Raw genomic sequence first — 26,902 nt, 5'->3', positions numbered from 1 at the left:
GCCGACTCGGAGAACCGCTGTGAAAGTCATGGCCGCAGGAAAAACAACGATGGCCCTTGGTTGCCGCGTCTATGGCTTGGGTGTGATGGCGATAGCTGTACTCTGCCTGGCGTGGGGAACCTTCGATCCGGGGCAGCCGGTGCCCAAGGCCTTTCCCGACCGCACCGCCCTGGCCTATGCCGCCGCGCTGCTCATGCTCGTCGCGGGCGCGGCCATCGAATGGCGACGAACCGTGGCTTGGGGCGCCGCAGCACTGACGGCGTACTACGCGTTCATTGTCGTGATTCTGATGAACGGCCGCGTGGTGCTTGCCCATTACGCCGAGTTTGGCACTTACAGCAATATCGCCGAGCAACTCGCGATTGCAGCGGGCGGGCTGATCATCTACGCCATGAGCGCCAGGATTGAAGCAACTTTGGCGGCACGCCTAGCGCGCCTGGGCCAACTGACGTTCGGGGTTTGTGCGCTGTTATTCGGCGGGGCGCACTTTGTCTATATGAACTTGACCGCCCCGTTGGTGCCCCAGTGGCTCCCGCCCACGCAAGCATTCTGGGCTTATGCGACCGGGTTTGGCCAGATTGCGGCAGGCATTGCGATCTTGACGGGCAAGCAGGCCCGCCTCGCCGTGATCTTGCTGACCGCCATGTATGTGTCCTTCGCGCTGCTGGTATGGGCGCCGTGGCTCCTTGCAGATCCCACCAGCCATTGGATCGGGTCTGAGAATGCGCTGAATCTCGCCCTGATTGGCGTCGCTTGGGTCGTGGCGGAATCACTGGCGAGGCTGGGTCGCTAGCAGCGCGCCGATCCCGATCAACCCCGAGCCACTTGCGCTGGCGCGATGGTTGCCCGAGTGGCATGCTGCAACCCGATCACGTGGAAGCCAGGGTGCACCCATGAATCGTGTAGCCATCGTGGTCATTCTCTGTGCAGGCCTCTGTTCATGCATGACAATGCCGACTGCAAGCGAGCTGCGCGTGAAGGTCGCAGACACTTTGATGGTCTCTGGATGCAAGTTTCTCGGCACTGTGACCGGCCAGGGTTTTTTTGTGCAGAACGCCGAGAATGCGGCGCGCGGAAAGGCCGCTGACATGGGCGCCAATCGTATCGTCTGGCTCACGATCCAGGATGGTGAAACTCCGAACGCGAGCGGCAATGCCTACCTCTGCCAGGAATAAACGACATGTAGAGCGTCTGTGTCGGTAGCTGTCCAGACCCGTCTGGTTCTAGAGCTGCCGTTCGAGCAAGCGCAGCGGGTGGCCACTTAGGGCCGAGGTACGCCCGCGGCCTTGGGCCCGTCGCTAGGCATCGGCCACACTGGCGTCAAGGCGGTCTGAGTGACACAGTGCGACCCATTGCAGACGTCCCCGACGTGGGCTAGCACGCAACGCGACTCAAAGCGGGGGAGCGTCGACGCCGCAGCATGTCGAAGTGTGCGTAGCATCACTCGCCCGCCGCCAGGCGACCGAATGTTGGCGCCAGCGCCAATTTGAGCCACGCGCCCGGCTTTCGTTGACCCGCGTGAAGCGCACCAATTTGCAAAATTCATGCAAGACGCGGCTCGTTCGTTGGTCCTCGCTCAGTGGTCACTTTCACGTCGGCGCCAACACCCAAAGAGGTCATGCTCTGATCGGTGCCAACGTGTTGGGCAAAGAGGGGTTGTGGCCATGCGTAGTGAGCAAGAGATATTTGACGAGTTGGCAAGCCTCTGTGCGTCACCGGGCTACGTACATGCCATTGCTTACTTATGCTGGCGTGACAACACCATCAGCTATTCAGGGGAGATGACGGCCGAGGACATGCAGCACCTCTTTTCGAATCGCCGGCTGATCCGCACCGAGATATCGACCCTCATCGGACTCATGCTCAAAAGCCCGATTGACTACACACTTCCGGCGCCCCCGGTCGTGGAAAGGTACGTCGAATCCACAGAAGCTTTACTGGAAGAGATCCACCACGCGATGTCGCCTTCGTTCTGGAAGCACATCGATCCCGCCAAAATTGCCGAGGAAGGCTTCAATCCTTTCACGAGCGGCGCTGCATTGCGCGAGCCGATCTTCTATGGTGGAGAGTCCGCGTACAGCTTTCAGTACCGCGACTTCTCCCCCATGAAGTACGCAAACGATGACCATTGGCTCATCGCCAACAAGGGATTTTCAATCCGCGATGCTCACAGGGTCGTGGTCTGCATTTCGCAAGTGTTGGATGAAAAATCGAACAGCATCATGCGTGACATGTGCGTCGCGCCCCAAGAGATGGAGGCGCTCTTGCCCGGAAATTCGTTTTCGGTTCAGGAAGTCGCCGACTACGGTCACATCGACCCCGCAACCGTAGATAGGATTCTGTCCGCGTTTGCAGTTCCACCAAGCGCGCGCAACGAGCAATTCAACGCGCTGGACGATTTCAACATCGCCAACGCCAGTCCGCTCATCCGCATGCCGGATGGAAACTACTTGCACTTCCACATCTACAGCCTCGTGGAAGCGCTGTATGAAGCGCCGTTTTACTGGATGGGCGCTGACAAGGCCTATGTCAGCACAGCCATGCAGAACCGCGGCGTCTTTACCGAGCAGTTCGCCGCTGAACGCCTGCGACAGGTCTTCGGCGCGGATAACGTTGTTGCCAACATCGACATCTACGAATCAAAGGACACCAAGCTCGCTGAAATCGACGTGCTGGTGCTGTTCGGCAATCACGCTATCGTGCTTCAGGCGAAATCTAAGCGTCTGACGCTCGAGGCCCGGCGTGGCAATGACCTGCAGATCAAGGACGACTTTAAAAAGAGCATTCAGGATTCCAGTGATCAAGCCTATCGTTGCGCAAAGCTGATCGAGGAAGGCAAGTGCTCCTTCAAAGATGCCGCCGGCGACCCTGTGACGCTGCCAGCAAGCCTCAAGCGGATCTACGTGATTTGTCTGATCTCAGACCACTATCCGGCGTTGAGCTTTCAGGCCCGCCAATTCTTGAAATTCTCGGCGACTGACACGATTTCCCCGCCCTTTGTCATGGACGTTTTCGCTCTCGACGCGATCACCGAAATGCTCAGCTCACCGCTGCACTTCTTGAGCTATGTGGATCGTCGGACTGGGTACACCGACAAGCTGATGGCGTCACATGAGCTGACGATCCTTTCCTACCATCTGAAGAAGAATCTCTGGCTGGAAGACAATTACGACAAGGTTTTTCTGGATGACGAAATCTCAGCAGATCTGGATGTGGCGATGCTGGCTCGGCGCGAAGGCATCCCAGGAAAGCGCACTCCAGAGGGAATTCTGACGCGGCTCAGCGCGACAGCGCTGGGGCGCTTGGTCAAGGCAATCGAAGCTCGGCCTCACCCCGCGACCATCGATCTTGGGTTCATGCTACTGACGCTTGGCGAAGACACGGTGCTTGAGGTCAGCGCATGTATGGACATGCTTGCCAAGCGCAGCGTTGTAGGTGGCAAGAACCACGATGTCACTGTAGGGTTAGATGGCGGAACAGGCCTCACGATTCACTTCAACAGCGATCCGATAGACGTTGCCGGCCCGGCGCTCGAAAGGCATTGCAACGCGCGGAAGTACACCCAGCATTCGGACAGCTGGTTCGGGGTCTGCGTGTACCCGAAGGATCAGACGCTGCGCTTTGGGGTCAATCTCAATTTTCCATGGAAGCAAGATGACACCATGGACACGCTCACGAAGAGCATGAACAAATCAGACAAACCGACCGCTCTCCTGCGAGAGGCAGCCGTGGCGCGAGTCAAGGTGGGTCGCAATGACCCTTGTCCATGCGGCAGCGGTAAAAAGTACAAAAAATGCTGCCTGACGTGAGGTAACTGCGGCGCTATGGCTGCCTTGATGGCATCCAGTGCGGTGTCGGTGCGCAGACGGTTGCGTGACCTGATCAAGCTCATCAAGAGACAGAAGCGCCAGCTGATTTTCACCGACTTCGAGTATGAGATGGGCTGGGAAATGCCGGTCGAGCGGCCCGGCTTCAGCCACGGTACTGCCGTCATCGCCCGCTTAGCTCGAACGCTGAATGTCCGCAAAGGGCCGTTACCGGCCGCTGGGCGCGTAGCGATAAATCGCGGCGGCAACTGCCGTGCTGCAGTGCAGGAAAACCATAGTTTGTGCAGAAACCGGGGGAAATACACCGACTTTGGTTTCTTTCGTGTACCGACTATGGTTTCTCGACCACTTGTGGTCGAAACACCAAAGTTTGTACCAAATGCACCGACTTTGGTGTCAAAACGCCCTGTACCAACTTTGGTGTCACTGACTTTTGGAGCGGTGCTGAAGCGTCAATCCATTGTTTTCACTACACTTCATGATTTTCAATGAGAACTGTTGTCAAATGAGAATGGCGCGACGCGTTCAGGAAGTTTCTTGTATCTCAATGTGCTTATATTGCAACGCAGCACGCTGAACTGTGGTCTGCATCACCCAACCACCGGCAGGCTGCCCGGGTCCATCGCTGTCGCGCACACCCTGCCAACATCCTCTACCGCCAGATGCCGCGCAAGGCGCTAGCGCAATTGCACCCGCTGCGCCGGTGTCGGCACCAGTGTGCTGTTCAGAGCGGATGAATGTAGGGTCTGCGCCACCGCAATGTCCACCAGCCGGCGCAGCCGTGCGCTCGTGTCCTGCCGGACGTAGCGCTGCTGGGGTAGCGCGCGACCCGTCCAGGTTCGGCTTTGTCGAGCCTGTGCCGGTTCCATGCCCAGGCGCGGCAGGATGGACGCCAGCGGCGATAGACGCCAGCGGCGGTAGATAGGCGGCCGGCGCTTCGTCCAACAGATAGTCCAATCCAACCCGTCAGGGCCGAAAGTTCGGCCGCATCGTCACCGCCGGAGGTTGTGCGCGAAGTTCGCGTCGAGGGCCATGTTGAGGGCGCAAAGGGCGCCGCTCATTTCAGATGAACGGCGGCGACCGGTGGCGCGCCGCAGGGGCGATGACCGCGGATACCGCGCAGTGCAGTGCTGGCATCACGCTGGCCCGAGTGGCACAGTGCGACCCGTTTCAGCCGGTCGCGAACGGCTGCTTTGGGGGCACCCATTTTCTTGGGAGCGGCGGCAGAATAGTGACTGTGCGAGCCGCCACGCTGCCGCAATTGCGTTTCTTATTGTCTGCCCACACCAGCTCCAATGCTGGAGCCGGGTCAGCCGCGCCATCCACATCGATCCAACGGACTGGCATGGCTTGCGCGTGGTCGCCGCCAACGGTTCGGCTTTCTTAAGAGCTAAGGACATGTACCAGCGAAGTTCCACGGTCTCCAGTACTTACCACTATCACTGCCTGCTGCACGAAGGACTGGGCATGGTCTGAACGGTGGTGGTCAAACCCTGAGCTACCGGCACGCATGGCTTGTCTTGCCGGCGATGCGCTTGCGATTGCAGGATCGCCGCTGCACCATGCTTGGATAACTCCCTGCGGACCACGACCGTATGACCCAAGCCGGCATTATCGGTGGTATCGGGCCGGAATCGACGATCGCCTACTACCGGCATGTCGTCGCCGGCTATCGCGCGCGAACGCCGTCCGGCGCGTATCCGTCGCTGATCATCAACAGCATCGATTTCAGCGCCATGCTAGCGTTGCTTGAGCGCGACGACAGAGCCGGATTGATCGCCTTCCTGCTCACCGAGGTCGAGGCACTCGCTCGCGCCGGTGCGGATGTCGCGCTATTGGCAGCCAACACCCCGCATATCGTCTTCGACGAGCTGCAGCGACGCGCGTCGATCCGCTTGCTGAGCATCGTCCAGGCCACCTGCCAGACCGCGCAGGCACAAGGCTTGCGGCGACTCGCCCTGTTTGGCACGCGATTCACCATGCAGGGCAGCTTTTATGCCGAAGTGTTCTCGGCGCAGGGCATCGAACTTGTGGTGCCCGATCCGCAGGACCAGGCGTACATCCACGATAAATACATGCGCGAATGGGTCAACGGCGTGTTCGATCCTGACGTGCGACAGCAACTGCTCGACATCGTGCAATCGCTCAAGCAGCACGAGTGCATCGACGGCGTCATACTCGGCGGCACGGAATTGCCGCTGATACTCACCGACAACGGCTCGACCGGCATTCCCTTTCTGGATACTACCGCCATCCACGCCGCGGCCTTGGTGGAACAGGTGCTGGCGACCTGATTCCACTCGCATGACCAAAACACTTCGCCGAAGGAGCTGCTCGATGCCCGCTGCCATTTCCCCCGAAGCGATCGCCGCCACACTGCAGGAGCAATGGTCTCCGCGTGTGGTGGGCGAAGTGGACGATGCCTACGTCAAGGTCGCCAAGATCAAGGGCGTGTTGGCATGGCACACCCATGACGACGAGGACGAGTTGTTCTACGTGCTGCGCGGCGCACTGCGCATCGAATTGGAGAACGGCGCGGTTGAGCTTGGCGAAGGCCAGATGTGGATCGTACCGAAGGGGGTTCGCCACAATCCAGTGGCCGAGCACGAGTGCCTGGTGTTGCTGATCGAGCGCAAGTCCACCTTGCATACCGGCAACATCGTCACTGAAAAGACCCGCACGATTACCGAGCAACTGCGGGCCATGCCGAGCACTGCGGCTGGTGCCACCGAGACGTGAAAGATTTCGCCGTGCGCCCGGCCAGACCTTTACGAAACTGGACTTGCTTTGCCCATGCCCTATCATCGTTTCGTTGTTCTGGCCACATGTCACCTCCAGCGATTTCACTACCTTCGCCAAAAGTGCCCACAAAATCCTGGGAACTCCATCCCCGCGTCCTCCCACGTCGCCGCACTGATTCTTTGAGGCGATCGCCCGTCAAATCGCACTGAGCAGCAGATCGACCAGATCCGGATCGAGTCGACGCCCCGCTTCGTTTTGCATGACTTCAATCGCGTGTTCTGACGCATGCGGTTCCTTGTACGCGCGCCGGGTCCGCAGCGCATCCCAGGTGTCCGCAACAGCGAGAATGCGCGCGCGCAACGGAATACCGTGACCCACCAGGCCCGCCGGATAGCCGCGCCCGTCCCAGGCTTCATGGTGATGCCGAACTGCTTCTGCCACGCTGTGCGCGTCCACTAGCGCCGGTATCTGCCCGACCATCGCCTGTCCGATCTCCGGGTGCCGCCGGATCACCTTCCATTCGTCAATGTCCAGCGGTCCCGGCTTGTTGACCGTGGCTTTCGGCAGCTTGAGCTTGCCGAGATCGTGGTACAGCCCAGCCAGGTGAAGGCCATGCAGCTGCGCATCGTCCAGCCGCCGCGTCGCCCGTCCGAGCTGGACCGCGATATGGGCGACGCGCGCGCCGTGGTCGAGGACTTCGTAGTCGACCAAATCCAATTCACGCGCGAGCAGAACGCAGACGAGCCGCAAGGTCGCGCCATCGATGCGACAGGCGTCCGAGCCATGAATCTCCCGGATTGCTCGTTTCCAGTCATGACGTTCACAATTCATCCCCAGCCTGTCCCCGCGCGGCGCCATGCACCCCGAAGCACGTCCCATGCCATCCGAGGGCGGCGCTTCGCCTGTACCCCCATCCTGCCCGCCAAACCGGGTCAGCCAGACCCCGGCGGATAGGAGATCCCGCCGCCGTAGCGATCTTCGGCCTCCGCCTCCGCACGAAGGTCTTCGACCGTCGGTTCAGGCGCGTAACCGCAGGCCAGATGCGCGCGATACCACCCTAAGATGAAGGCCACGGCGCTGTCCTCCGAAGCCATCACGGTGTCCATGTCGATGCCGGATGCCTCGCAAATGCGCTGTAGTGGATCGACCGTGAAACTGACATGCCCGTCGGCGTCACGGGCCACCCGAAGGTCGGCAAACGCGACGCCCTCCGGAATCTTTACTTCGACGACATCCATACGCGGATGCTCGATCGGGTCCATGCCTGCATCATCCTCGCCAGGCGCACGGCGCGAAACCCTCTGAAAGCTCGGCCGACCGCCCCTCGCCGGCGCTCGCCGGCGCCCGCTCATGCAATGATCGCCACATCACGCGCCAGCCGGTCGTACCCTGGCCCCAACGGATAGTCGCTGGCAGCCAGCTCGTACATCTGCTCGATACGCTGGCCCTGGCCCAGACCCAGGGTGGCCGCCCTGGCGGCCCCGTTGAACCAGACCACCCGCACCAATGCCGGGGGTTTGAAAGTGACGTGCAAGGTCAGATGCGGACTATCCGGCTTCATCGGCTGGCATCGCTCGATGATGGCCTGGTCGCAGAAGATCGGTGGCGGGAAGCCCTTGCCGAACGGTTCCAGGGCTTCGGCTTCCGCCATCGCCTTCAGATGTCGCGTGCGCGCTGGCTCGCGTCAACTTCGCCGACGTGGGCGTGTCGGCAAGGCGCCGACCATGCCGATCACAATCGCCAGCGTCAACGACATTGTCAATTCCGTAGGAGATTCCCGAGAGCGGACGGTCGTGACCGGCAGAAATGGGCCGGCAGCAGCCCGTCAGGGTTAACGCCCACATCGAATGAGCGTTGATAGATCTTGACCATGAGCGACCGCCGCGGCGACGAGTGTTTCTCGTCAATCTGCTTACGAGGCCACGCGGTACCCCATCGCCCGGTAGCCGCGCTGGCGCTTGTCCCACATGCGCAGCAGCACCGGGTGGCCAGCATCGACGAAATCAATGATGCGCACAGCGCTCTTGCGGGCATGTTCCCGGTGCAAGCGGCCCGCGTATTGCTGCAGGGTGCCTTTCCACGACACCGGCATCGCCAGCACCAGGGTGTCGAGGGGCGGGTGGTCGAAGCCTTCGCCCACGAGCTTGCCGGTGGCCAGCAGAATGCGTGGCGCATCAGACGGCAGTGCTTCGAGTTCCGCGATCAGCGCCGCGCGCTGCTTCCTGGACAGGCGGCCGTGCAGGACGAATGGCGGCGGAACCTTCCCGTCCAAAGCGGCCTGAATGGCGTCGAGATGATCGGTGCGCTCGGTCAGCACCAGCACTTTGCGGCCAGCATCGTGGGCACGCTTGACTTCTGTCGCGATGGCATCCGTCCGCTCCGCGTCGTGGGCAAGGTGTCGAAACACATCTTGAATGCCGGCCGTGACTGGAACATCGATGCGCGCGTCGCGCATATGTGGCACAACCACAAGATCGCGCGGAGCACCGGCTGGGTTTGAGGCCATGTGCCGGATCGGCCCGCACTGCATGAAGATGATGGGCTGCTGGCCATCGCGGCGGATCGGCGTCGCGGTCAGGCCGAGCACATACCTCGCCTTGGTTTGCTTCAGGATGGCGTCGAACGACACCGCGCCAACGTGGTGGCATTCATCGACGATGACCTGGCCGTAGCGCTCCACCAGCGGATGGACGTCGCCGCGCCGCGACAACGACTGCATCACGGCGATGTCGATCCTGCCCGTGAGCTGGGCCTTGCCGCCGCCCATGGTGCCAATGACACCCTTGCCGGCGCCAAGGAAGGCCTGCAGACGCTCCCGCCATTGCTTGAGCAATTCGGTACGATGCACCAGCACCAGCGTGTTCACGCCACGCCGCGCGATCATCGCCGCGGCGATCACGGTCTTGCCGAAGGCGGTGGGCGCGCACAGCACGCCCGCGTCATGGCGCAGCATCGCGACGGCGGCCGTTTCCTGATCGAGGCGCAGTGTCCCGGCAAAGCCGACCGCGATCGCCTCACCCGCGTACCGCTCGTCGCGCAGCTCGCAACGGATGCCGTTGTTGGTCAGCAATGTTTGTGCGGCCTCGAGACACCCACGCGGCAGCGCGATGTGCTGCGGATAGTTCTCGGCGCGGCCAATGACGCGAGGCTTGTCCCACACCGACAGCCGCATGGCCTGCGCCCTGTAGAACGCCGGATTCTGAAACGCGGCCAGGCGGATCAGGCGGTTGGCCAGCGACTGGGGCAGCCGTGCCTTCTCGAAGTAGAGCTGATTCGCCAGCGTCACCGCCAGCGTGTCCGGCATCGTGCCCGCCAGTTTCTGCTGTGCCGGAACGGCTCGCTGCCAAGGCGTGGCCAGATCCTCCGCGTCAATGAAGGTCACGTCCAGCGGATGCGCGCCACCCGAGGCACGCAGGATGGTCGGCTCGATGTCGTGCGTCGCCATGGGCTGGATGGAGGCCAAGTAAGCCCACTGGTCGAGATACGGGCGCAGGTCACGATCGACGAACACGCTACCGCCGTGCTCACGCGGCCGTTTCTGCAGCGGCAGGGCGATCAGGCTGCCGAAGCCGCCCTTGGGCATCGTGTCCTGATTGGGGAACAATCGATCGTAGGAGTCGAGCTTCAGTTGTCGCGTGCGCGCGCAGGTGTGACTGATGAGGGCTGTGCCCAGGCGCCGTGCATCGCGCGCCGGCACCCTGCCGCTGAAAAACACCCAGGCGTGGGCGCCATTGCCGGATCGGGAAATCTCCAGAGTGACCGGCACGCCGAGCTCATCGCAGGACTGCACGAACGCGCGAGCGTCTTCCCGCCATTCGGCCTCGTCGAAATCGACGGCGAGGAAGCAGCAAGTGTCGTCTTCCAGCAGCGGGTAGATCCCGATCGTGTGCCTGCCGGCCAGATGGTCGTGGATCACCGCATCCGACAGCGGCACCAGCAGGCGATGCGCGCAGTCGGCGCATTTGATGCGTGGCTTCTGGCAAACCTCGGCACGCGATGCACCCGGACCATCGCCGGCCCACGCGCTGCGGGCCGCGTCGCCATGCACGGGGATCTTGCGGGTAAATCGGTCGTTGGCGCAGGCCGGCGAATAACCCGACTTGCCCGATGCCGTGCTTTCCCAGCGCAGCGCGTGGACATCCGTGCGGCCACGAAACAGGCGGCGGAACAGCGCCACCTTCGCCTGCGTCGAGAGACGCGACGGCTCGGGCTCTTGCACGGACGGCGCGGGCTTCGTTGGCAACCGCCAATCGATGCCGCGCGATTCCAGCAACGCGATCAGGCGGGCGTTTTCGGCCTGCAGCGCCGCCATGGAATCGGGCTCAACCATCGATCCCGTACTCGGCCCGCGCGTCATTCATGTCGTCGCCCACGTCCCAGCCGAGGTTCTGTGCTGCCGGATATCCGCATGATCATGCCGCAACACGGCAACTACTTCGAGGGCAACAACGCGGCAGACTCAATACCATCGTCAGCGGTCAACAATCACCAGCACCGCGGCCAGCATTTCTAAGAATCCGCACTCGTTTGCCATGGCTTGCGGATTCTTGTAGGAATGGCTCAGCCGCGAACCGGCATGATGGTCAGTTTTCATCGGCGTCAACATGATGCGGTACTACCATCCGCAGGCGACGGATCTGGCGAAGAAGCTGGGGTGATCCATCTTCCCAAACGCTTGGGTTACTGCTAAGCTGGGCCATGCCTACCGTTTGGCGCATCGGCAACCTGCGCGTGGTCGTTTATCCCAATGATCATCGTCCTGCGCATGTTCATGTCATCGGGCGCGACGGCGAGGCGGTGTTCGTCCTGCATTGCCCGGACGGCCCGCCCGAGCTTCGCGAAAATTACGGGTTCAGCCGTGCCGCCGTTAGCCGTTTGAAGCGCGCACTGTCCGCTGTCCTGGTGACGCTGTGCGAGGAGTGGAGGAGCATCCATGAACATCACTGAACGCGAGTTGGTCGAGGCGGAAAGGAACATGGCGAGCCTTCGGGGCGAGGCCCGGGCGGTGTCCGCCCACTATGATCGCCGCGCCGATCGCGTCCTCGTCCGCTTGAACACAGGCCTCGAGCTGGCGTTCCCGCCTTCCATGGCGGAGGGGCTAGCGGATGCCTCGCCGGCGGACCTGAATCAGATCGAGGTCAGCCCAGCCGGGCTCGGTCTGCACTGGCCCATGCTCGACGCCGACCTCTACCTGCCCGCCCTGCTTCAAGGCGTATTCGGTTCCCCAGGTTGGATGGCAGCGCAACTCGGCGCCTCGGGCGGTCGTGCGCGCAGCGCCGCGAAGGCTGCCGCTGCGCGCGAGAATGGACGCAAAGGCGGGCGGCCACGCACTCGCAAGCTCGGCTGAGGCAGGGTAAAGCCAGCCTCCGGACCATTCCAGGATCGGCTGCACTGGTGTCATGGTGGCCTGAGTGACATGCTGCGACCCATTGCTGAAAGTTGTAAAAACCATCATGGCCTCCAGGCCGAAAAAGGAAGGAGTCTCATTTTACTCGTTCAATTTGACCGCGCGGGTCGCGTGCGCTTAAATTGCACTGCACGGCGCACGACAACTTAACTTAACCGGTTTGCCTAACAAAATGGGGGTATTTGGCATGTACAAATTTTTGGGTGCTGCGGCTACTGTGGTGATGCTGGTCGGTTGTTCTACTGTTCAAGGTGTAGTGCGCAACAAATATACTGGGACTCCAGTAGCCGCGGCCGTCGTAACGGTCGACAAATCAAGCACAAGTACCAACGGCTTTGGTCACTACTATATGCAAGGCTCTTTTCTTCCTGGCGACACAATGATGGTGAATGCGTCGTGCTACGACATTTACACGGGTTCTATCACTTCAACCAGTGAAATCAAGGATATTAATTTGACCCCAAGTTGTGGTAACAATAACCATAAGTCCAACAATAACAGAGAACACCACTGAATGCTCACGAAATAAAATAACAATTCGTGCCTTGAACGTCTTCTTCGGGCCGGTCGGTTCCGATCCGCTTCAGCGGAACCAGTAGCACAGCGCTGGCGTCTTGATCGCCTGAGTGGCATGTTGCGACCCGCAGCGGTCAGTGGCAGATGGCCGCTTAGCAGCACATCATTGGAGTAGCGGAAATTCGGAGCACGGATGGCGGTACTAGTCTGAGGAGGACTACGTCGGCTCGCCGACCGCGCCGGCGCCGGCGGCCCGACCGGCGTATCCGCTCCTGAGCGCCCGCATCATGGCGATATCTCCAAAGAAGAAGCGGGTTGCTACCTCTTCGTCGGACAGCGGCGGATAGGGCGCGGTCTTCTCAAGGCCTAGCAATTCGCGTGCACTCCAGGATCCGAGCGCAGCCAGTGTTCGGAGCTCAGCTTGGTGTGTCTGCAGGATGTATTCCTTCCACTTCGGAATGGATGAGACAACGCAAAGCGCAAAGTGCCCGAGAAAGTCATAGTTGACACTCACACTCTCGGTCGGGTGCATCTCGCCGAGAGCGCGTTCCTCCCGCAGCTTCGGGTAGTTATCGATGGCGCTCAGGATTTCCTTTTCGAACTGCCAAATGGCCTTCAATTTGAGCTTCGCGCTCTCAGTCTTGAATTCGCCGCGCTCGCCGCGACAAGCGGCGACGAACCGATAGGTAGCTCCAAGAGTGCCGCTTTCCAGCATGCCCAACATTTGCCCCGCTGGCGATGCCACGGCTTGTCTCCATGCGAGTTCGGGCGTCTGATAACGATCGAGGATGTGGAGGACTTGCGCCTGTCGCCATTGCACGTCGCTCGACATCAGCAAAACCTTGATCACGCGCCGGAACGCGGCCGCGGCTAACAATATGGTCTTGCGCGCCTCATCCGCCGCGAAATGCGTAACGCATAAGCGCAGGAGATGCTGCGCAATGAATTCGACCTTGACATTGCTCTGCTGGCCTTGCGCCAGCCAGGCTGGAAACCATTCGACGGTTTCACGCGTCTCAGCGAGCTCGAACAGATACCTGAGAGCCTGCCCGTAGAATAGATCATTGGTATCGCGCGGCTGATCGGGGAGTATCCTGAATAGCGTCCTGAAGCTGCCGAATTCGCTGTGCTTGATCAAGGCAGTGGTCATCGCTCTTAGCGCCGGGACCGGGTGATTGAGAAAGAGATGCACCTCAACCAGGTCCTCTATCGGTGCCCTGAGCAACATCTCACTTACTTCCGCCGTGTCAGGTTTCATATTGCGCCGAAAGTTCTCAAGGATGATTTGGCGCTTGCTGTTGAGCCTGGCTTCAACAAGCGCCTTGAATTCCTCCACGCGCTGCATGTTGAATTCGCGGTCGAAAACCTTGTCGAGCGAGCGCAGAATTCGCCGCTTCTGAAAGAACCACAGCTGCCATGGCTCGAGAAGATGGCGTAGCTTGCCGAAATCGCGTCGCAGGTGTTCGCGGTCGACGTGAAGTATCGGCCTCGTCAGATCGACCTCGCGATCGAATACCTCGATCTTGATCCCGTCGCACAATACAACGAGCGCGGCGTTGATCTGCGGGTGTGCGGCGTACTCAAGGGCTTGGGACAGATCCTTGTATGCAAAATTGGCTTCCCCGAAGCGCGGCTTCTTGGCCTCAAGGATCCAGAAGTCGGCCTGCCACAAATTGAATTTGTAATCGGGCTTTAGGTCCTTCTCCAGAACCTTCAGGTACCGCTCAAGATCGACTGAGAAGTCGGTGCCCTTGTCGTACCCGAGAACGCGGACCATCGGATCGATGATGTTGGCCCGCACTTCCGCTTCATTGAAATCCGCGACATCTAGACCCTCAATGCGAGCCAGTACCGCGATCGAATCCGCACCGAGCGCCGCTAGCGCCTTGAACTGCTGCAGGCTTTCTAAGGTTAGCGGCTCCGCGTAAATGTCGGTCATGGCCATGTCTCAATCTCCCCGCACTGGATTGCTGTATTCGTCTTCTTCGCGTCTGTTTCCCAAGGATATCCTGCCGAGCGGTTGACACAAGACAGGCAGCGTTCGTGCCCTTTCTCCCCGCACGGACCTGGCTCACGACAACATTCGGCGAAAGCGTCCACCTCGCGGCCATCATTGGGAAGCGCAGCATTATGGTGGAGCCGCGCATTCTGCAGCGCCCGGGAACGGCGGCTAAGTGGCGGCCAGAACGAGACCGCAAGTGGCGGCTCTGGGCCGAAACCCGACGTCGGGGCAAGGCAGGGCAGAGCGATTAGCCCGTAGTGGGGGCTCGCTGGACAATCACTTGCTCGAAGTCCTGTTTGGCTAGCTCATGAAAGTTCTTGCGATTTCCGGCAGCCTGCGGGCCGCATCCATTAACTCGGCGCTGCTCCGCGCAGCCGCACGCCTGGCTCCGCCCGACATGGCGATCACACTGTTTGCCCGCATTGGCGACCTGCCGCTCTTTAATCCCGATTTCGAGCCGCACACGCCGCCACCGGTCGCCGCACTGTATGCCGAGGTTGCAGCTGCCGACGCGCTGCTGATCGCCAGCCCGGAATACGCACACGGCGTGAGCGGCAGCATCAAGAACGCGCTGGACTGGCTGGTCGGCAGCGAAACCTTCATCAACAAGCCGGAGGCCGTGCTCAACGCTTCGCCGCGCGCACGGCACGCTGACGCTGCATTGCGCGAAACACTGCGCACCATGTCGGCCGTCATCGTCGAGGCGGCTTCGATCAGCATCCCGCTGCTCGGTTCGAACCTGACGGAAAGCGGCATGGTGGACTCGCCGCCGGTCTCCAGCGCGATCAGGGGCGCGCTGGCGGATCTGCAGCGCGCGGTGCTAGCGCTTCAGCCCGGGTAGGCGCGGGCTTTCCGCAAGCACCGAAGCTCGGCGCTACCTGCAGGATCCAGTGCAACAGCGGCGACGCCCTGGTGCGGGCAGATGGCTGAGTTCGATCGCAGTCACACAGACGCGACTCGCATCGACTGCCCCCAGCTGATTCGGCAGGCTTTGTTGCCAGCGTGTCTGCACCATGCACCGTCAGCCCACATGCGGATCCGCGATTGAGCCGAACGGTTGCGTGCGCATCCGATCTCGAAGCCGATGCGATCCAGGCGAAACGTGTCGGCAATTGGGGGTGAGTTCTCGTGCCTGTGCCTTTGTTCAGAAGATCGGAAGGGTGGGCGTGGCTGCATGCCGACCGGCCCGAAGGGCTAGCTTCCATAGAACTGAATGCCCCGGTCGCAGATCGCAGGCAGATCTTGGTCGACATCGTGAAATGCCACCGACAGGGGGAGTGCAGTCGTCGGTTTGCTCGTTGCGAGCGCGAGCGAGATCACGTGGGCCAACCGCTCTGCATGGCGTCCATGCGACACCACGACCAACAAGAGAGAGACCTCCTCCGACTCGCCACACGAGCGCCGGACCTCAATCAGATAGCCCGCCCGGACCGTGCCCTCGGCGGCAAAGCACGCTCGAAGGACTTCGACCAGGTCGTCCTCGGGGACCGATGGGGGACATCCATCGGTGAGCGTATCGCGCGGGATGGTTTCCCTCGACAAGGTGCCGATCGGTCGCCCGGCCAGCAAGGCGTCAATCTCCGGCGGGTAAAGCACGGCCTGTTCCCGATTCGGGTTCATGATCAATGTCGCGCCCCGCGTCCATTCGAACAACTGACGGCCAGTCGCCTCGATCAAGGCTCGCTCGGGCGATAGCGGCACTTCGGCCTGCGCTTGATCCGTAAAAAACGGAAGAACCAACTGGCCATTGTCGGGTCGCCTGATCTGAATGAACCGTATTCGTCCGGGCGGCATCGGGCCGCTCGGCCGATGGGCGTAGACCGTGGCGTCCAGGAGCGCAACGAAAAATGCATGCTCCGCCTGGGCCATGGCCTCGAACGTCTTGGCAGCGCGAGCGACCTCGAGCAATGCTTCTAGTTTGGATGCAGATGCCATACGTGCAATGGACCTCGCTTCTGATTCCACGCGCTCACGCGTGAATTTGACCATTCAATGCGACAGGCAGGCCATGGTGCGGCGCTTGCTGTGCAGTCACCCCATGACCGACGCTGTCGGGACCCTTTGCTTCCCCTCGTGAGGAAATGCCGAAACCTGCGCAATATGGAATCGGTGGCCCGCGCTGACGACTGGTCGATCGGTCTGACGGACCCATGCGGTCGCGCAAGCGGGCCCTCTCTGCGCAGACGGTGTGTATGGCGCTGACACAATGCTCTGCAAAGCGGGCATGACGATATCGCAGCATCACGCTTCCACCGTCAAGCTGCTGAGTTCGACCGCGGTCACGCAGACGCGACTCGCATCGACGGCCCCCAGCTGAGTCGTCAGGCGTTGTCGCCAGCGGATCAAATGCGCCGGCGCCGGCACCAGATGCTGCGTCAATGCGACGGACCGCAGGGTCCGCGCAACCGCGATGTCGAGCCGGCGCAGCCTGGCACTCGGACCCTGACGGAGGTAGCGCTGCTGGTACCGCGCGACGCGAACGGGCTCCGCTTGTCGCGCCTCGTCTAGCTCCAGACCCAGGCGCGACAGGATGCACACCACCGGGGGGAGGTGGGCGGCTGGCCCTTCACCCATGAGGTGATCCAACACGACCCGTAGCCGTAGCCGGGGCATTGCCGGTCTGCGCAAGCCAGCGTCCTGCCTGTCCGATAGCGGGGACCAGAGCGCGCTCTGGAAGGTGGCATCAGGCGCCGTCAGCAGCGGCACCACGTCACAATGCTGGGTCGCCGCGACTTCCAGCAACAATTCAAGCGTCGGCGGCGGCAAGAGACGTCGGGTCCCTCGGCGCAAGCGAGACCGGACTACGGCGGGAACAAGGGCCCAGCGTTCCGGGATGCGCTGCAAATGCAGGCATGCCTTGTGGAATGCGTCGGCCGGAAGCTGTGGACTTTGCGGATTTGCGGCATAGTTGACGATTGCTAGGACTTGGGCGTCGATCCAGCGCTCGAGTGCGCTTTGCACCAGGTGCGCCGAACCGGTGCACCATCCCAGCGATGCTGCGCATTGGCGACATTGGCGGCGTTGAACCACCGAGTCGCCATGCGGCTGCGTGTCGCCGCAGATTCGGCATCGATCCACCAGTGCGCAACCGTGCGTGGGGCAGGTCTGCATCAATCGGATCAACCAGGCCAGCGGCTCACTCCACTCTTCCCGGGTTTGCTCCGCATAGCAGTTTGGACACCAGCGCCGCGGCCGACTTTTTGTGCCGGCGCCATGCAGACTGAGCGCTCGGGAGACCGCCCACAGGGTGCCGCATCGAAGGTCATTTTGACCGGTGAGATGCTCCATGGCCCGAAGGGTCTGCTCGGTGCAGGGCAGCAGTCCGCAGCATGGAATCGCGCAAGCCGCCTTCTGCATGCCAGCTTGCTTGATCAGCGATGCGAGCGGCAGCCCCAAGATCTCACTCATCCGCAGCACGTAGTGTGCAAGCGACTCCACTTGCGATGTGGCCGTGTGCCGCAGCGGCTGCGGAGGCAAGGCCGTCCAGAGGAATTCCTTCATGCGCGCCGCTCCTTCGGTGGCAATTCATGCAGGACCTGCTTCTTCAGCGCGCGCGGATCACCGGGTGCACACAGTTCCTCGAACAGACGGACGTCTTCCCACATCTGTTTCGCGGCGGCGTCATTGTGAAAGGAGGCGCGCAGGTCCACCTCGCTGATCGCTTCCCGTCCGGACTGCTGGGCGCGCATCCTGCTGTCGTCTGCCAGCCGGATAAGCTCGCCGACGATCCCTGCGGTTTCGACAAACAGATCCTCGATCATGCCGCGCAGCACGCCCTGCTCGACGGCATACTCGTTCTCGATCGCACGCAGCAGTGCCACGAAATGCTTGCGATCTTCCTCGCGATAGGGGGAATACGGTCGCATCAAGACGATGTGCGCGCGTCGGCGGATCTCCGGGCGCGTCATCCACAGCTCGGACATCGCTGTCACACCCGTCAGCACGAAGTTGAGCTCGAGCTGTTCGGCAATCCCCATCAAGTGCAGGATGTGATCGGCGGGCTGCTTGTTGCGGCGGACCACGCACAGGGACGCCGCCTGTTCCACCGAGACCGTTTTGACTGCGCGTGTGCGCGCCAGTTGCGCAAAGATGCCCCAGAGCCGTGTCTCGGGCACGCGCGAATAATCCACCCCATCGAGCTGGGCGCGCGCTTGATCCACCTCGCGTTCGAAGACTTCGCACGCTTCGCGATGGGCACCGCCTTTCATCCAGCCGAGCCGTGGGAACGTGACCATCTCCACCAGCGTCTGGGCAAACGCTTTGGAGGTGAAATACGCGTTGGCCGGCAGCTCGGCGTAGACCTCGATGAGGGGAATACGGCCCTGGCCCCACTGCTGTGGGCTACCGACCAGATCGCGGAACACGGCGTGGCGCAACGTCGTCTTGCCGACCCCGGTGGGACCGACCAGAAAGATCATGCGCCCCGCTGTTGGATTACCAAGCACGGCGCGCAGCCGTGCGCGCGCCTCGACAAAATGCGGATGCTCAAGCAGATCCATCAGCGAATCTCCGCAGCGGCGTCATCCCACAGCTCTGTCCAGCGTGCCGTTGCCGGATCTTCCATGGACGAAACTTCACTGGCATCCACAGTCGCCGACGGATGCAGATGGGTATGCGCGTCGGCCGCCGCGCGCGCACGCTCCATGCGCTGGCTCAGCTTGCGCTCGACTTGAGTCTTCTGGTCGCGGTTGGCGGCCTGGATGGCGGGCTCGACCAGGCGCAGCCAGAGGCGCTCCGCAGCACTCAGTGCGGCGCGTTGTTGCACCTTGCCGTGAAACGCCCTGAGCCGCTGCCCATTGATGATGACATGCAGCACGCTGGGATCGGCGGCGTCCAATCGCAGTTCCTGGGGCGTGCCTGTCCGCAGTGCGTTGCGCACCTCGAGCGAAGTGAAATCGTGATTGCCCAGCCGGATGCCGCGTCTCTCGTTTGCAACGAAGCCACCCGTCCAGCGCGGTGACGTTGCAAACAGCAGCTCATCATCGAAGAGGCAAGGGATACCCAGCGTGCCGAGGCGCTCGACCGCGGCTTCCTTCCTCTGCTGCGGAGTTTCTCCCTGTGCATTCGGGATGTGCGGAACGTCCTCATAAAGGAATGCTTCGATCAGCCCGCAGAGCTGCAAGAACTCGAGCTTGGCCGTCATCAGGCTTTTGAATTTGCCATCGACCGAGCGTCCGGCCTTATCCGGTAGCGTGCTCCCCGGCAACCGCTGGGAGACACGCGCGTTGACCTGGCCGATGCGATTCTCAGCCTGGCTGTTGGATCGACTTCCTCCAGACATCGTATCAAGCAAGGTAATGCCCCGGCTGAGAGCGAATTGCTTCAGCCAGCGGCTTTGGTTGTCCGGACCGCGATCGTCCACGATGGCACGCGGCAGCGCGCCATGCCGATGCACGATCTCGCGCATGAGCAAGGCCACACCCTCGATGCGTGAGGGTCCAACAACAAATGCGTGGCCGACGACAGAGTCGGAGGATTCGTCCACAGCGATGTAGAAGCTGTCGTAGCCGCGCCCGGCGTCGTCCTTGAGTGCGCGGCGCTGGTCGATCAGTCGTTTCAGCTCGGACGAGGCGCGCACATCGCGCTTCGAACTGTCGATGTGGACCGTGTGCAGGAAACCGCTCGCCGCGCCGGAACGCAGGCGCGGATCACTCCGCGCCGCTGTGGCCTGGTAGGCACGCATGCCGCCCGTTTTCAAAGCCCTAAGTGCTGGATCCTCAGCACGCAGGGCACGCCGGAAGGTCGTGATCGACGGCGCATCGGCTTCGGCCGCACTGCATTCCGTTTCCAGCAGAGTCCACGCACTGGTGATCGCTATTGGTGGCGTTCGACCTTGGAAATCCTTGACTGCCCTGCGCAACAAAGATTGTTGGGTCTCATCCAGGCGCGCCAGGCGATTCCCGCTCACGGCATAGGAGGGCAGACAAGCGTCATAGGGCGTGACGCCCTTCTGCACGGCCTCGGCAACCTGCTTGGCGAGTTTGCGCATGCGCCGCGTCGGCCTGGCCTCGCCCTTCTCGATGGCCTGCAAACGCTGCAGTCGGCGCATGGCGCAATGCGCTACTGCCGTCGATGGCGTGGCGGCCGGTACTTCCTCACCTGGGGTCCCCAGCATCCGCGCGCGCGCGTGAAGCAGGGCCTGATCGACTTCCAGCGCCTGTGCTTCGTCCCCGAAGATGCGGAATGCATCTGCGCCGATCGGATCACTCTGGATCGTGCCAAAGAGCTGCCGCTGGGCCAACAGAATTGTCAACGAGCGTCCATCGATGCCAGGCAGTTGCGCACGTAAATCGGCCCAAGTGAAGGTGTGGTTTCTCAGCAGCCTCGGGATCTTGGCTGCTGCAGGCTCGGCTGCCTTGTCGAGCGGTTCGCCCAAGCGCGTGAAGAGAAGCTCCAGGTTTCGGAGATAGATGGCAAAGGGAAAAGGCGGATGCCAGACGCGGAAGGCAAGCCCATGCGCCACCGCCCAGCGTGCATAGGGTTCACAGCTCCAGGTTCCGTCGTTGCAGGACCAGCCCTTGCGATCCTCATGCGCGCGCAACCAGCTCAGGTCTTTGCACTCCACGAGGGTGATGGCGTTGCGCGAGAAGACCAGGACATCCAGGGTCGCTGCCGCGATGTGCCGGCGCCCGTTGGGCAAACGCCGCTCAACACGGGTCAGCGGGACCTGCGTGACATACCCGACGACCTGCGGGTCCAACTCGAGTTCATACAGGAACATCCGCTCCACCGTGTGCGACTCGAAGAGCCGCAGCGCCTCACACTTTTTCGATGGCAGACTCCCGCGAATGTTGCGTAAAGCGCCCTTGCCCACCGCGCGGGCAGGGCTCAAGCGAACCAATTCCTCTATGGAGCGCTGCTGGGCGGCAGTCAGGGCAAGCGTCTGGTAAACCGCCTCCCGCTCCCCACGCCAACTGCGCTCGTGCGCTGTGCCAATCCCGCCTGCTGGCGTCAATACTTGATCATTCATACCTGCCTCCAAGTGTTGAGGAAAAGCGCCCCTACCCGAACCGCAGGGCGCACTTGACTCGCGGCTCGTGCCGCGTACACTGGAGGTGCTGACGGGTCTAATGTCTGCACCTCCAAGAGCCCATGGGTTGCCACCCGTGGGCTCTTTCGTTGAAGCGATTTGCAGTTAGCTCGTGTCCACCGGATGCTCCTGAGACTTGTGCTGGTGCCTAACCCACTCCCAACCATCAGCTCATGGCGGTGAGGCCTTACTCTTTCGAGCAGCCCTCGCCTGCCGACTGCAATTCCACGGTTGCAAGAAACTCTGCGAGGCTGCGACTGCTGACGAACCAGCCTCGCCGAGGCGGGATTCGAACCATCTTGATCGGCAGACTGCCCCGCAGCCGAGCCTTCTGCACCGCTTGGACGCTTGGGTAGCGCAGAACCTCTGAAACATCGGCCATGGTCAGCAAGGGGCCGTACCTGAGAACCAAGCCGTCCTCAACTCGCTGCACACGGTCGCCGCTGGTCTGCGCTAGTCTTTTGGTTGCCATGCGGTGGCCACTCCGGCGGGTCTGTCGCTCGCGGAGTATTGCTCAGTATCAACAGCGCTCGATGCGTCAATTGCGATCGAGTGCACCAGCGAGAATTTGACTCACGTGCGTACCAGTTTCGTTGACACCCTTCGTCACATGGACGGCAGCAAAAGTAAGGGTGCCCAGCCAGTTCGTGAATTCCACACCAAGATCTGGCTTGAGTATGCAGTACGACGATCAGGGCTTGCGTGGCGGGATTTCGTCAGGGAGTGCGTGTACCGCGGCCGAGCCAGATCGAGCCTTGCTGACAAGTGGCGAACGGGAAAAGCCCTGCCGACGCGCCTGTCCGCACAACGAATCGAGCGCCTATTGTCAGGCACACTGGCCGTTTTCGATTCTCCACTGTTCCCGCTACTTGAAGATCGCCCGTTCACCGTTCAAGAGTTACGGAAGCTCTTCGCGCCCTACCGCGAAACGCGTGTTCCGCTGATCGTTTGGAGATTCCCGAACGACGAGGAACTCCGCGAGCGTCGTCACTGGGTGCCAACCCTGCACGAGAAGGACACGTCGAGTCTCGTGAGGCGTGGCGACATCTGGGGATTCATCGCCGCGGTCTGGGTCGCACGCATGTGTGAAGCTCAAGGTGAGCTGGACTACCACTTTACGGCGTGTATGGATGTTTACCGGGCCGCGCCGGCGGCGCTCAAGGAGTCATGGCTGGCTCCACACGTCGATCAACTCTTCAAGTTGCTCGAAACGGTGAGGTATCGGGAGATCTCGACGTTCATCATGTTCGATGTCGATCTCGACATCATCAAGCGCCAGGCGTCTGATCCGAACCACGAGCCGATCCGCGAATATCGGCCGCGCGATCCGTTGACACATCGATTCGTCGAGATCGAGGATCCCGTGCTGCCTGCGCACTGGATCCCCGGCACAGTCTGGCGCGACCAGCAACGGCGCCGCGAGCAGCGCAGGGCGACTCTTAAGAAGTCACATCGACCGTCACCCCCGACGACCTAAGATAGACGTGCCTGTTGGCGCGCATCGACAATGGATCGGCTTGCAGGGTTATGGTTGACCATGCGTCAAGACGGGCAAATCGTTGCTCGCCCGGAACTACAGCCCTCCGTCTCATGAATTGCGACGCCTGCGGGTCACGATAACGGCCTCTCCTCCATGGGCACCGAGACATGTCGGATCAATGTCGTGCTGTTGGCCAGCCTGCGGCAGTTGAAAAGCGCATCGACAGGGCCTGCGCTGGTCGAGCATATGCAGCGGTACTGCACCGAAGCCAAGACCTACCATGCCTCACCACGGCACACTGGCCAGGCGGCTTCTACTGCCCGGCCCGCCATGACCGGCGGCGTTCACGCTTGACCAGCATGGCGACTTCTCATTGATGCACGAAATAACTGCAATGTCGATGTCAAGCACGATGGCGCCCGAACAATCCTTCAAGCCATTGTCGCCACCCCAGGCCAGGATGTGGACGGCGCTGCCGCCGCTGCAGCTGCGCGGCACCGGGACTGCACAGGTCGAGAGCCTCGATCACTACCTGATACGTCTCGTGGATCTCGTGGGCATCACGCATGACAGGATGCTCGAGATCTGCAACGCTGCGGCAGGACAGATCCTCTTTCCGCCGCATGGCACGTCGTCTCCGTTCCTGTGCAATGAAACGGAGCTTGAAGCGCGTATCGCGGCCATCGAGCGGCTGACCGGCCAGAACGATCTCCTTCGCCATGGCACGCCATGGGCCTGCTCCGCGGTGATGGGCGTGCACGCCTTCTCCAGTGCGGCGCGCGCCAGACGCTGGTGCCCTGTGTGTTACTTGCAGTGGGATGTGGACAGATCTGCAGAGCCGCTCACCTGGTCGATCGAGATCAAGAAGCTCTGCTCGCTGCATGGCAGTGAACTCGTGGACCGCTGCCGATCCTGCGGCAAAGCGCAGCCGGTCCGTACACATTACCGGGGCGCGGCGAGCCTGTCGATTTTGCCGAACACCTCTCGGATGGGACGCAGAGCCGGTTAGCGCACACCTGACCCCATTGGATCGCTGGGTCGAATCGCAAGTCGACCAGGTGATCGAGCTCTGCTCGGATCCCGCGCAAGAAAAATTGCCCGCAGATCGCTTCCACCAATTTCTGGAAGCCTTCAGCGTTATGCACGGTGATCGAGCGGATTTGCCGTCCGCGCTGCGCTCGGTCGTATCGCTGTGGTCCTATGCACCCGCCACGAAAATTTCGCTCAAGATGCTCGTGAACCTGGCCGGGATGCATGGCTGCTCCGTGCTGGACATCCTGCTCGATCCGGTCAGGACCGCGCAGCGCGAGCCGTTCTTCGGATTCTGGCAAGGCTTCGACTATCTCCCGCTGACACCGCGCAGCCGTCTTCGCGGCTCCGTCCGCCTTCAAGTTGCGCTGCGTAATCTGCTGCGGCGCGCGGCGGTCTGCTATCTGCCCTCGCTGGCTCTCGTTGCGGATCATGCAGGCTGCAAGCAACCCGAGATCCTGCACGTCCAGAATCAGGTGCTTGCTGCCTATCGACAGGCGCGCAGGGTGCAGCACGGCAAGCACAAGTCCAAGCTGTTTGAGCAGGCGATCCAGCCTGCGCTCGATGCGCTTGGCCTCATCCAGATCAAGCGTGTCATGCTGTACAAGATCGTTCCGGAGATTGTTACGGCAAGCAGGCTCGACAAGACCGATGCGCGGCGCATCGCCGAAACTGGCATTGATCCTGCGCCGCGCGAAGCGCGCCCACGACGCATCGCTGGCCGTTCTGCCAGACACCGCCCGGGACACGGTCTGGTTGCAGTGAGGATTCCGGCTGAAGCAGCGTAAATCGCATCGCGCGCCCAACGTATTACGCTTTAGATCATCATTGATCGCCTCTCCGGACGCGTGCTGAGAGACGGTCGCGCACCACGCTGATAACCGGAACCCTGCCCGCATGATCACCGGCACCATCAAGAACCAAATCGACCAAGTCTGGAACGCCTTCTGGTCCGGCGGCATCTCCAATCCGCTGGAAGTCATCGAGCAGATCACCTACCTGCTCTTCCTGCGACGGCTGGACGACCTGCAGACGCTGGAGGAGAACAAGTCCGCGCGGCTCAAACAGGCCGATGGCACAGCGGGTGTTCCCGAAGGCATCGATCCCAGGGGCCGCCCCTACGAGGATCTGCGCTGGTCGCGCTTCAAGCACTTGCCCCGGGCGACATGTACGTCGTCGTTGGCGACCATGTCTTCCCGTTTTGCGCACGCTGGGCGGTGACGAGTCCACCTACGCGCACCACATGAAGGACGCGCGCTTCACCATCCCCACGCCGGCGCTGCTGTCCAAGGTGGTGGACCTGCTCGACGCCGTGGCCGATGGAGGATCGCGACACCAAGGGCGACCTCTACGAAATACATGCTCGGCAAGATCGCCAGCGCCGGGCAGAACGGCCAGTTCCGTACCCCGCGCCACATCATCCGGCTGATGGTGGAGCTGACCGCGCCGCAGCCCACCGATGTCATCTGCGATCCGGCCTGCGGCACGGCGGGATTCCTGGTCGAGGCGGGCGAAGTCCTGCGCGAGCGCTACCCGGACATCCTGCACGACGCCAGGCTGCGCGAGCACTTCCATCACCGCATGTTCCACGGCTTCGACTTCGACAACACCATGTTGCGCATCGGCAGCATGAACATGCTGCTGCACGGCGTGGAGAACCCCGACATCCGCTACCGCGACTCCCTCGCCCAGGACCACGCCGGCGAGGAAGAGAAGTACACGCTGGTGCTGGCCAATCCACCCTTCGCCGGCAGCCTGGACTACGAGAACACGGCCAAGGATCTGCTGCAGATCGTCAAGACCAAGAAGACCGAGCTGCTGTTCCTCGCGCTCTTCCTGCGCCTGCTCAAGCCCGGTGGCCGTGCCGCTGTGATCGTGCCGATGGCGTGCTGTTCGGCTCCAGCACCGCGCACAGGGCGCTGCGCCGGATGCTGGTCGAGGACCAGAAGCTCGATGCCGTGGTCAAGCTGCCCGGCGGTGTCTTCCGGCCCTACGCGGGCGTCTCCACCGCGATCTGCTGTTCACCAAGACCAACTCCGGTGGCACCGATCACGTCTGGTTCTACGAGGTCGAGGCCGACGGCTGGAGCCTCGACGACAAGCGCGCGCCGTTGCTGGCCGAGGACAAGCTCGGCCCAACACCGCGCTTGGCGCTCAGCGCGGAGGAGCACGCCAAGAACAACCTGCCCGACGTGCTGGCACGCTGGGCCGAACGCGACGGCGCCGAGCGCGAACGCCCGCGCACCGCGCAGAGCTTCTGCGTGGCCAAGGCCGACATCGCCGCTCAGGGCTACGACCTCTCGCTCAACCGCTACAAGGAAGTGGTGCACGAGGCGATCGAACACCGCGCGCCGAAAGAGATCCTCGCCGAGCTGGCGACGCTGGAGGAGGAGATCCAGCAGGGGATGAAGGAGCTGGAGGGGATGCTCGGATGAGCGCTGTGCCGCATGCCACGATCGGGGAACTTGTGGAGCGGTGACATCCTGGGTGCCTGAGCGCGATGACCCTGATAGTGCCTTTACATACATCGACCTAAGCGCAGTCGACCAGGATGCCAAGGCGATTACAGGTGCGCGACAGCTCGCCTGTGTAGACGCCCCAAGCAGGGCGCGGCAGCTCATTCGCACTGACGATGTTCTCGTGTCGACGGTTCGACCCAACTTAAATGCGGTTGCGCGTGTGCCTCAGAAGCTCGATGGCGCGACCGCGTCCACTGGATTCTGCGTGGTACGGCCGCGTCCCGAGAGGTTGGATGGTGGATACCTATTCCACTGGGTTCGCTCGCCACGCTTTGTTAGCGATATGGCCAGGTTGGCGACCGGGGCGAGCTATCCGCTGTCAGTGATCGAATCGTCTTTGACTCGAAACTG

General features: G+C 61.8%; 24 protein-coding genes and 1 pseudogene. 15 read left to right on the top strand and 10 right to left on the bottom strand.

Annotated elements, in window-relative coordinates; all coding sequences use genetic code 11:
• Positions 1–19 precede the first annotated feature (19 nt).
• The 6 genes from Mschef_RS15265 to Mschef_RS15245 all read left to right on the top strand — a co-directional run bounded on the left by Mschef_RS15265 (position 20) and on the right by Mschef_RS15245 (position 6,566).
• Positions 20–793: a hypothetical protein gene (locus Mschef_RS15265; RefSeq protein ID WP_136256535.1), complete on the top strand. Its 774-nt coding sequence runs from the start codon at positions 20–22 to the stop codon at positions 791–793.
• A gap of 100 nt (positions 794–893) precedes the next feature.
• Complete coding sequence (locus Mschef_RS15260; RefSeq protein WP_136256536.1) at positions 894–1,175, top strand: DUF4156 domain-containing protein; 282 nt, start codon at positions 894–896, stop codon at positions 1,173–1,175.
• Between the two features lie 489 nt (positions 1,176–1,664).
• Positions 1,665–3,809 (top strand): nuclease-related domain-containing protein, encoded by a 2,145-nt coding sequence (locus Mschef_RS15255; RefSeq protein WP_081130092.1) that lies wholly within the window; start codon positions 1,665–1,667, stop codon positions 3,807–3,809.
• Positions 3,810–3,824: 15 nt separating this feature from the next.
• Positions 3,825–4,319, top strand: a complete 495-nt coding sequence (locus tag Mschef_RS17335; protein WP_139789406.1) for a hypothetical protein — start codon at positions 3,825–3,827, stop codon at positions 4,317–4,319.
• A 1,103-nt stretch (positions 4,320–5,422) separates the two neighbouring features.
• Positions 5,423–6,121, top strand: coding sequence for an aspartate/glutamate racemase family protein (locus Mschef_RS15250; RefSeq protein WP_081130091.1), 699 nt, complete (start codon positions 5,423–5,425; stop codon positions 6,119–6,121).
• A gap of 43 nt (positions 6,122–6,164) precedes the next feature.
• Positions 6,165–6,566: a cupin domain-containing protein gene (locus Mschef_RS15245; RefSeq protein ID WP_081130090.1), complete on the top strand. Its 402-nt coding sequence runs from the start codon at positions 6,165–6,167 to the stop codon at positions 6,564–6,566.
• 198 nt (positions 6,567–6,764) lie between these two features.
• Here the strand turns inward: Mschef_RS15245 and Mschef_RS15240 are convergent, their stop codons facing one another.
• The 5 genes from Mschef_RS15240 to Mschef_RS18305 all read right to left on the bottom strand — a co-directional run bounded on the left by Mschef_RS15240 (position 6,765) and on the right by Mschef_RS18305 (position 11,175).
• Positions 6,765–7,400, bottom strand: a complete 636-nt coding sequence (locus Mschef_RS15240; RefSeq protein WP_176212473.1) for an HD-GYP domain-containing protein — start codon at positions 7,398–7,400, stop codon at positions 6,765–6,767.
• A 101-nt stretch (positions 7,401–7,501) separates the two neighbouring features.
• Positions 7,502–7,831: a hypothetical protein gene (locus tag Mschef_RS15235; protein ID WP_081130088.1), complete on the bottom strand. Its 330-nt coding sequence runs from the start codon at positions 7,829–7,831 to the stop codon at positions 7,502–7,504.
• Positions 7,832–7,917: 86 nt separating this feature from the next.
• Entirely contained in the window at positions 7,918–8,220 is a 303-nt protein-coding gene (locus tag Mschef_RS15230) for a hypothetical protein (RefSeq protein WP_081130087.1), read from the bottom strand.
• 261 nt (positions 8,221–8,481) lie between these two features.
• Positions 8,482–10,899 (bottom strand): TOTE conflict system archaeo-eukaryotic primase domain-containing protein, encoded by a 2,418-nt coding sequence (locus Mschef_RS15225; RefSeq protein WP_081130086.1) that lies wholly within the window; start codon positions 10,897–10,899, stop codon positions 8,482–8,484.
• A gap of 141 nt (positions 10,900–11,040) precedes the next feature.
• The gene (locus tag Mschef_RS18305) at positions 11,041–11,175 is read right to left on the bottom strand and encodes a hypothetical protein (RefSeq protein ID WP_277921491.1); all 135 of its coding nucleotides are present in this window, start codon (positions 11,173–11,175) and stop codon (positions 11,041–11,043) included.
• A 92-nt stretch (positions 11,176–11,267) separates the two neighbouring features.
• Between Mschef_RS18305 and Mschef_RS15220 the strand changes: the two genes are divergently transcribed.
• The 3 genes from Mschef_RS15220 to Mschef_RS17330 all read left to right on the top strand — a co-directional run bounded on the left by Mschef_RS15220 (position 11,268) and on the right by Mschef_RS17330 (position 12,490).
• Positions 11,268–11,516 carry a DUF4160 domain-containing protein gene (locus Mschef_RS15220; protein ID WP_081130085.1) on the top strand — a complete coding sequence of 83 codons (249 nt, stop codon included), beginning with the start codon at positions 11,268–11,270 and terminating at the stop codon, positions 11,514–11,516.
• Complete coding sequence (locus Mschef_RS15215) at positions 11,503–11,916, top strand: DUF2442 domain-containing protein (protein ID WP_081130084.1); 414 nt, start codon at positions 11,503–11,505, stop codon at positions 11,914–11,916. The genes Mschef_RS15220 and Mschef_RS15215 overlap by 14 nt, the downstream gene beginning before the upstream one ends.
• A gap of 247 nt (positions 11,917–12,163) precedes the next feature.
• Positions 12,164–12,490, top strand: a complete 327-nt coding sequence (locus Mschef_RS17330; RefSeq protein WP_136256596.1) for a hypothetical protein — start codon at positions 12,164–12,166, stop codon at positions 12,488–12,490.
• Positions 12,491–12,709: 219 nt separating this feature from the next.
• Here the strand turns inward: Mschef_RS17330 and Mschef_RS15210 are convergent, their stop codons facing one another.
• Positions 12,710–14,437 carry a type I restriction enzyme HsdR N-terminal domain-containing protein gene (locus Mschef_RS15210; RefSeq protein ID WP_081130083.1) on the bottom strand — a complete coding sequence of 576 codons (1,728 nt, stop codon included), beginning with the start codon at positions 14,435–14,437 and terminating at the stop codon, positions 12,710–12,712.
• A 364-nt stretch (positions 14,438–14,801) separates the two neighbouring features.
• Between Mschef_RS15210 and Mschef_RS15205 the strand changes: the two genes are divergently transcribed.
• Positions 14,802–15,335, top strand: a complete 534-nt coding sequence (locus tag Mschef_RS15205; RefSeq protein ID WP_081130082.1) for an NADPH-dependent FMN reductase — start codon at positions 14,802–14,804, stop codon at positions 15,333–15,335.
• 353 nt (positions 15,336–15,688) lie between these two features.
• Here Mschef_RS15205 and Mschef_RS15200 read toward each other — a convergent pair whose 3' ends face one another.
• The 4 genes from Mschef_RS15200 to Mschef_RS15185 form a co-directional block, all read right to left on the bottom strand.
• Positions 15,689–16,429: an SseB family protein gene (locus Mschef_RS15200; RefSeq protein ID WP_081126295.1), complete on the bottom strand. Its 741-nt coding sequence runs from the start codon at positions 16,427–16,429 to the stop codon at positions 15,689–15,691.
• A gap of 306 nt (positions 16,430–16,735) precedes the next feature.
• A complete protein-coding gene (locus tag Mschef_RS15195; RefSeq protein ID WP_081126294.1) occupies positions 16,736–17,995 on the bottom strand; it encodes a TniQ family protein in 1,260 nt (419 codons plus the stop codon).
• Positions 17,992–18,993: an ATP-binding protein gene (locus Mschef_RS15190; RefSeq protein ID WP_081126293.1), complete on the bottom strand. Its 1,002-nt coding sequence runs from the start codon at positions 18,991–18,993 to the stop codon at positions 17,992–17,994. Before Mschef_RS15190 ends, Mschef_RS15195 begins: the two co-directional genes overlap by 4 nt.
• A complete protein-coding gene (locus tag Mschef_RS15185; protein WP_136256578.1) occupies positions 18,993–21,464 on the bottom strand; it encodes a hypothetical protein in 2,472 nt (823 codons plus the stop codon). Before Mschef_RS15185 ends, Mschef_RS15190 begins: the two co-directional genes overlap by 1 nt.
• Before the next feature lie 535 nt (positions 21,465–21,999).
• On the opposite strand from Mschef_RS15185, the gene Mschef_RS15175 reads away from it, so the two are divergent.
• From Mschef_RS15175 to Mschef_RS15160, 5 genes and pseudogenes are all read left to right on the top strand, one after another.
• Positions 22,000–23,001, top strand: coding sequence for a hypothetical protein (locus Mschef_RS15175; protein ID WP_139789405.1), 1,002 nt, complete (start codon positions 22,000–22,002; stop codon positions 22,999–23,001).
• A 156-nt stretch (positions 23,002–23,157) separates the two neighbouring features.
• The gene (locus Mschef_RS17325) at positions 23,158–23,358 is read left to right on the top strand and encodes a hypothetical protein (RefSeq protein ID WP_136256577.1); all 201 of its coding nucleotides are present in this window, start codon (positions 23,158–23,160) and stop codon (positions 23,356–23,358) included.
• Between the two features lie 22 nt (positions 23,359–23,380).
• Positions 23,381–24,013 (top strand): TniQ family protein, encoded by a 633-nt coding sequence (locus Mschef_RS15170; RefSeq protein ID WP_206780161.1) that lies wholly within the window; start codon positions 23,381–23,383, stop codon positions 24,011–24,013.
• A gap of 16 nt (positions 24,014–24,029) precedes the next feature.
• Entirely contained in the window at positions 24,030–24,821 is a 792-nt protein-coding gene (locus tag Mschef_RS15165; protein WP_081130079.1) for a hypothetical protein, read from the top strand.
• A 109-nt stretch (positions 24,822–24,930) separates the two neighbouring features.
• Positions 24,931–26,467: pseudogene (locus Mschef_RS15160) on the top strand (class I SAM-dependent DNA methyltransferase).
• Positions 26,468–26,902: the final 435 nt, after the last annotated feature.

This window comes from Metallibacterium scheffleri (genome assembly GCF_002077135.1).
GTDB classification, from domain to species: Bacteria; Pseudomonadota; Gammaproteobacteria; order Xanthomonadales; family Rhodanobacteraceae; genus Metallibacterium; species Metallibacterium scheffleri.
This window is presented reverse-complemented; position numbering and strand designations above follow the sequence as displayed.

Coding starts and splice junctions, on each gene's coding strand:
- Mschef_RS17330 (WP_136256596.1), top strand. CDS start 12,164: ATGTACAAATTTTTGGGTGCTGCGGCTACTGTGGTGATGCTGGTCGGT.
- Mschef_RS15245 (WP_081130090.1), top strand. CDS start 6,165: ATGCCCGCTGCCATTTCCCCCGAAGCGATCGCCGCCACACTGCAGGAG.
- Mschef_RS15205 (WP_081130082.1), top strand. CDS start 14,802: ATGAAAGTTCTTGCGATTTCCGGCAGCCTGCGGGCCGCATCCATTAAC.
- Mschef_RS15255 (WP_081130092.1), top strand. CDS start 1,665: ATGCGTAGTGAGCAAGAGATATTTGACGAGTTGGCAAGCCTCTGTGCG.
- Mschef_RS15250 (WP_081130091.1), top strand. CDS start 5,423: ATGACCCAAGCCGGCATTATCGGTGGTATCGGGCCGGAATCGACGATC.
- Mschef_RS17335 (WP_139789406.1), top strand. CDS start 3,825: ATGGCTGCCTTGATGGCATCCAGTGCGGTGTCGGTGCGCAGACGGTTG.
- Mschef_RS18305 (WP_277921491.1), bottom strand. CDS start 11,175: ATGTTGACGCCGATGAAAACTGACCATCATGCCGGTTCGCGGCTGAGC.
- Mschef_RS15235 (WP_081130088.1), bottom strand. CDS start 7,831: ATGGACCCGATCGAGCATCCGCGTATGGATGTCGTCGAAGTAAAGATT.
- Mschef_RS15200 (WP_081126295.1), bottom strand. CDS start 16,429: ATGGCATCTGCATCCAAACTAGAAGCATTGCTCGAGGTCGCTCGCGCT.
- Mschef_RS15170 (WP_206780161.1), top strand. CDS start 23,381: ATGCACGAAATAACTGCAATGTCGATGTCAAGCACGATGGCGCCCGAA.
- Mschef_RS15215 (WP_081130084.1), top strand. CDS start 11,503: ATGAACATCACTGAACGCGAGTTGGTCGAGGCGGAAAGGAACATGGCG.
- Mschef_RS15230 (WP_081130087.1), bottom strand. CDS start 8,220: ATGGCGGAAGCCGAAGCCCTGGAACCGTTCGGCAAGGGCTTCCCGCCA.
- Mschef_RS15185 (WP_136256578.1), bottom strand. CDS start 21,464: ATGAATGATCAAGTATTGACGCCAGCAGGCGGGATTGGCACAGCGCAC.
- Mschef_RS15220 (WP_081130085.1), top strand. CDS start 11,268: ATGCCTACCGTTTGGCGCATCGGCAACCTGCGCGTGGTCGTTTATCCC.
- Mschef_RS15240 (WP_176212473.1), bottom strand. CDS start 7,400: ATGAATTGTGAACGTCATGACTGGAAACGAGCAATCCGGGAGATTCAT.
- Mschef_RS15225 (WP_081130086.1), bottom strand. CDS start 10,899: ATGGTTGAGCCCGATTCCATGGCGGCGCTGCAGGCCGAAAACGCCCGC.
- Mschef_RS15195 (WP_081126294.1), bottom strand. CDS start 17,995: ATGAAGGAATTCCTCTGGACGGCCTTGCCTCCGCAGCCGCTGCGGCAC.
- Mschef_RS15190 (WP_081126293.1), bottom strand. CDS start 18,993: ATGGATCTGCTTGAGCATCCGCATTTTGTCGAGGCGCGCGCACGGCTG.
- Mschef_RS17325 (WP_136256577.1), top strand. CDS start 23,158: ATGGGCACCGAGACATGTCGGATCAATGTCGTGCTGTTGGCCAGCCTG.
- Mschef_RS15210 (WP_081130083.1), bottom strand. CDS start 14,437: ATGGCCATGACCGACATTTACGCGGAGCCGCTAACCTTAGAAAGCCTG.
- Mschef_RS15260 (WP_136256536.1), top strand. CDS start 894: ATGAATCGTGTAGCCATCGTGGTCATTCTCTGTGCAGGCCTCTGTTCA.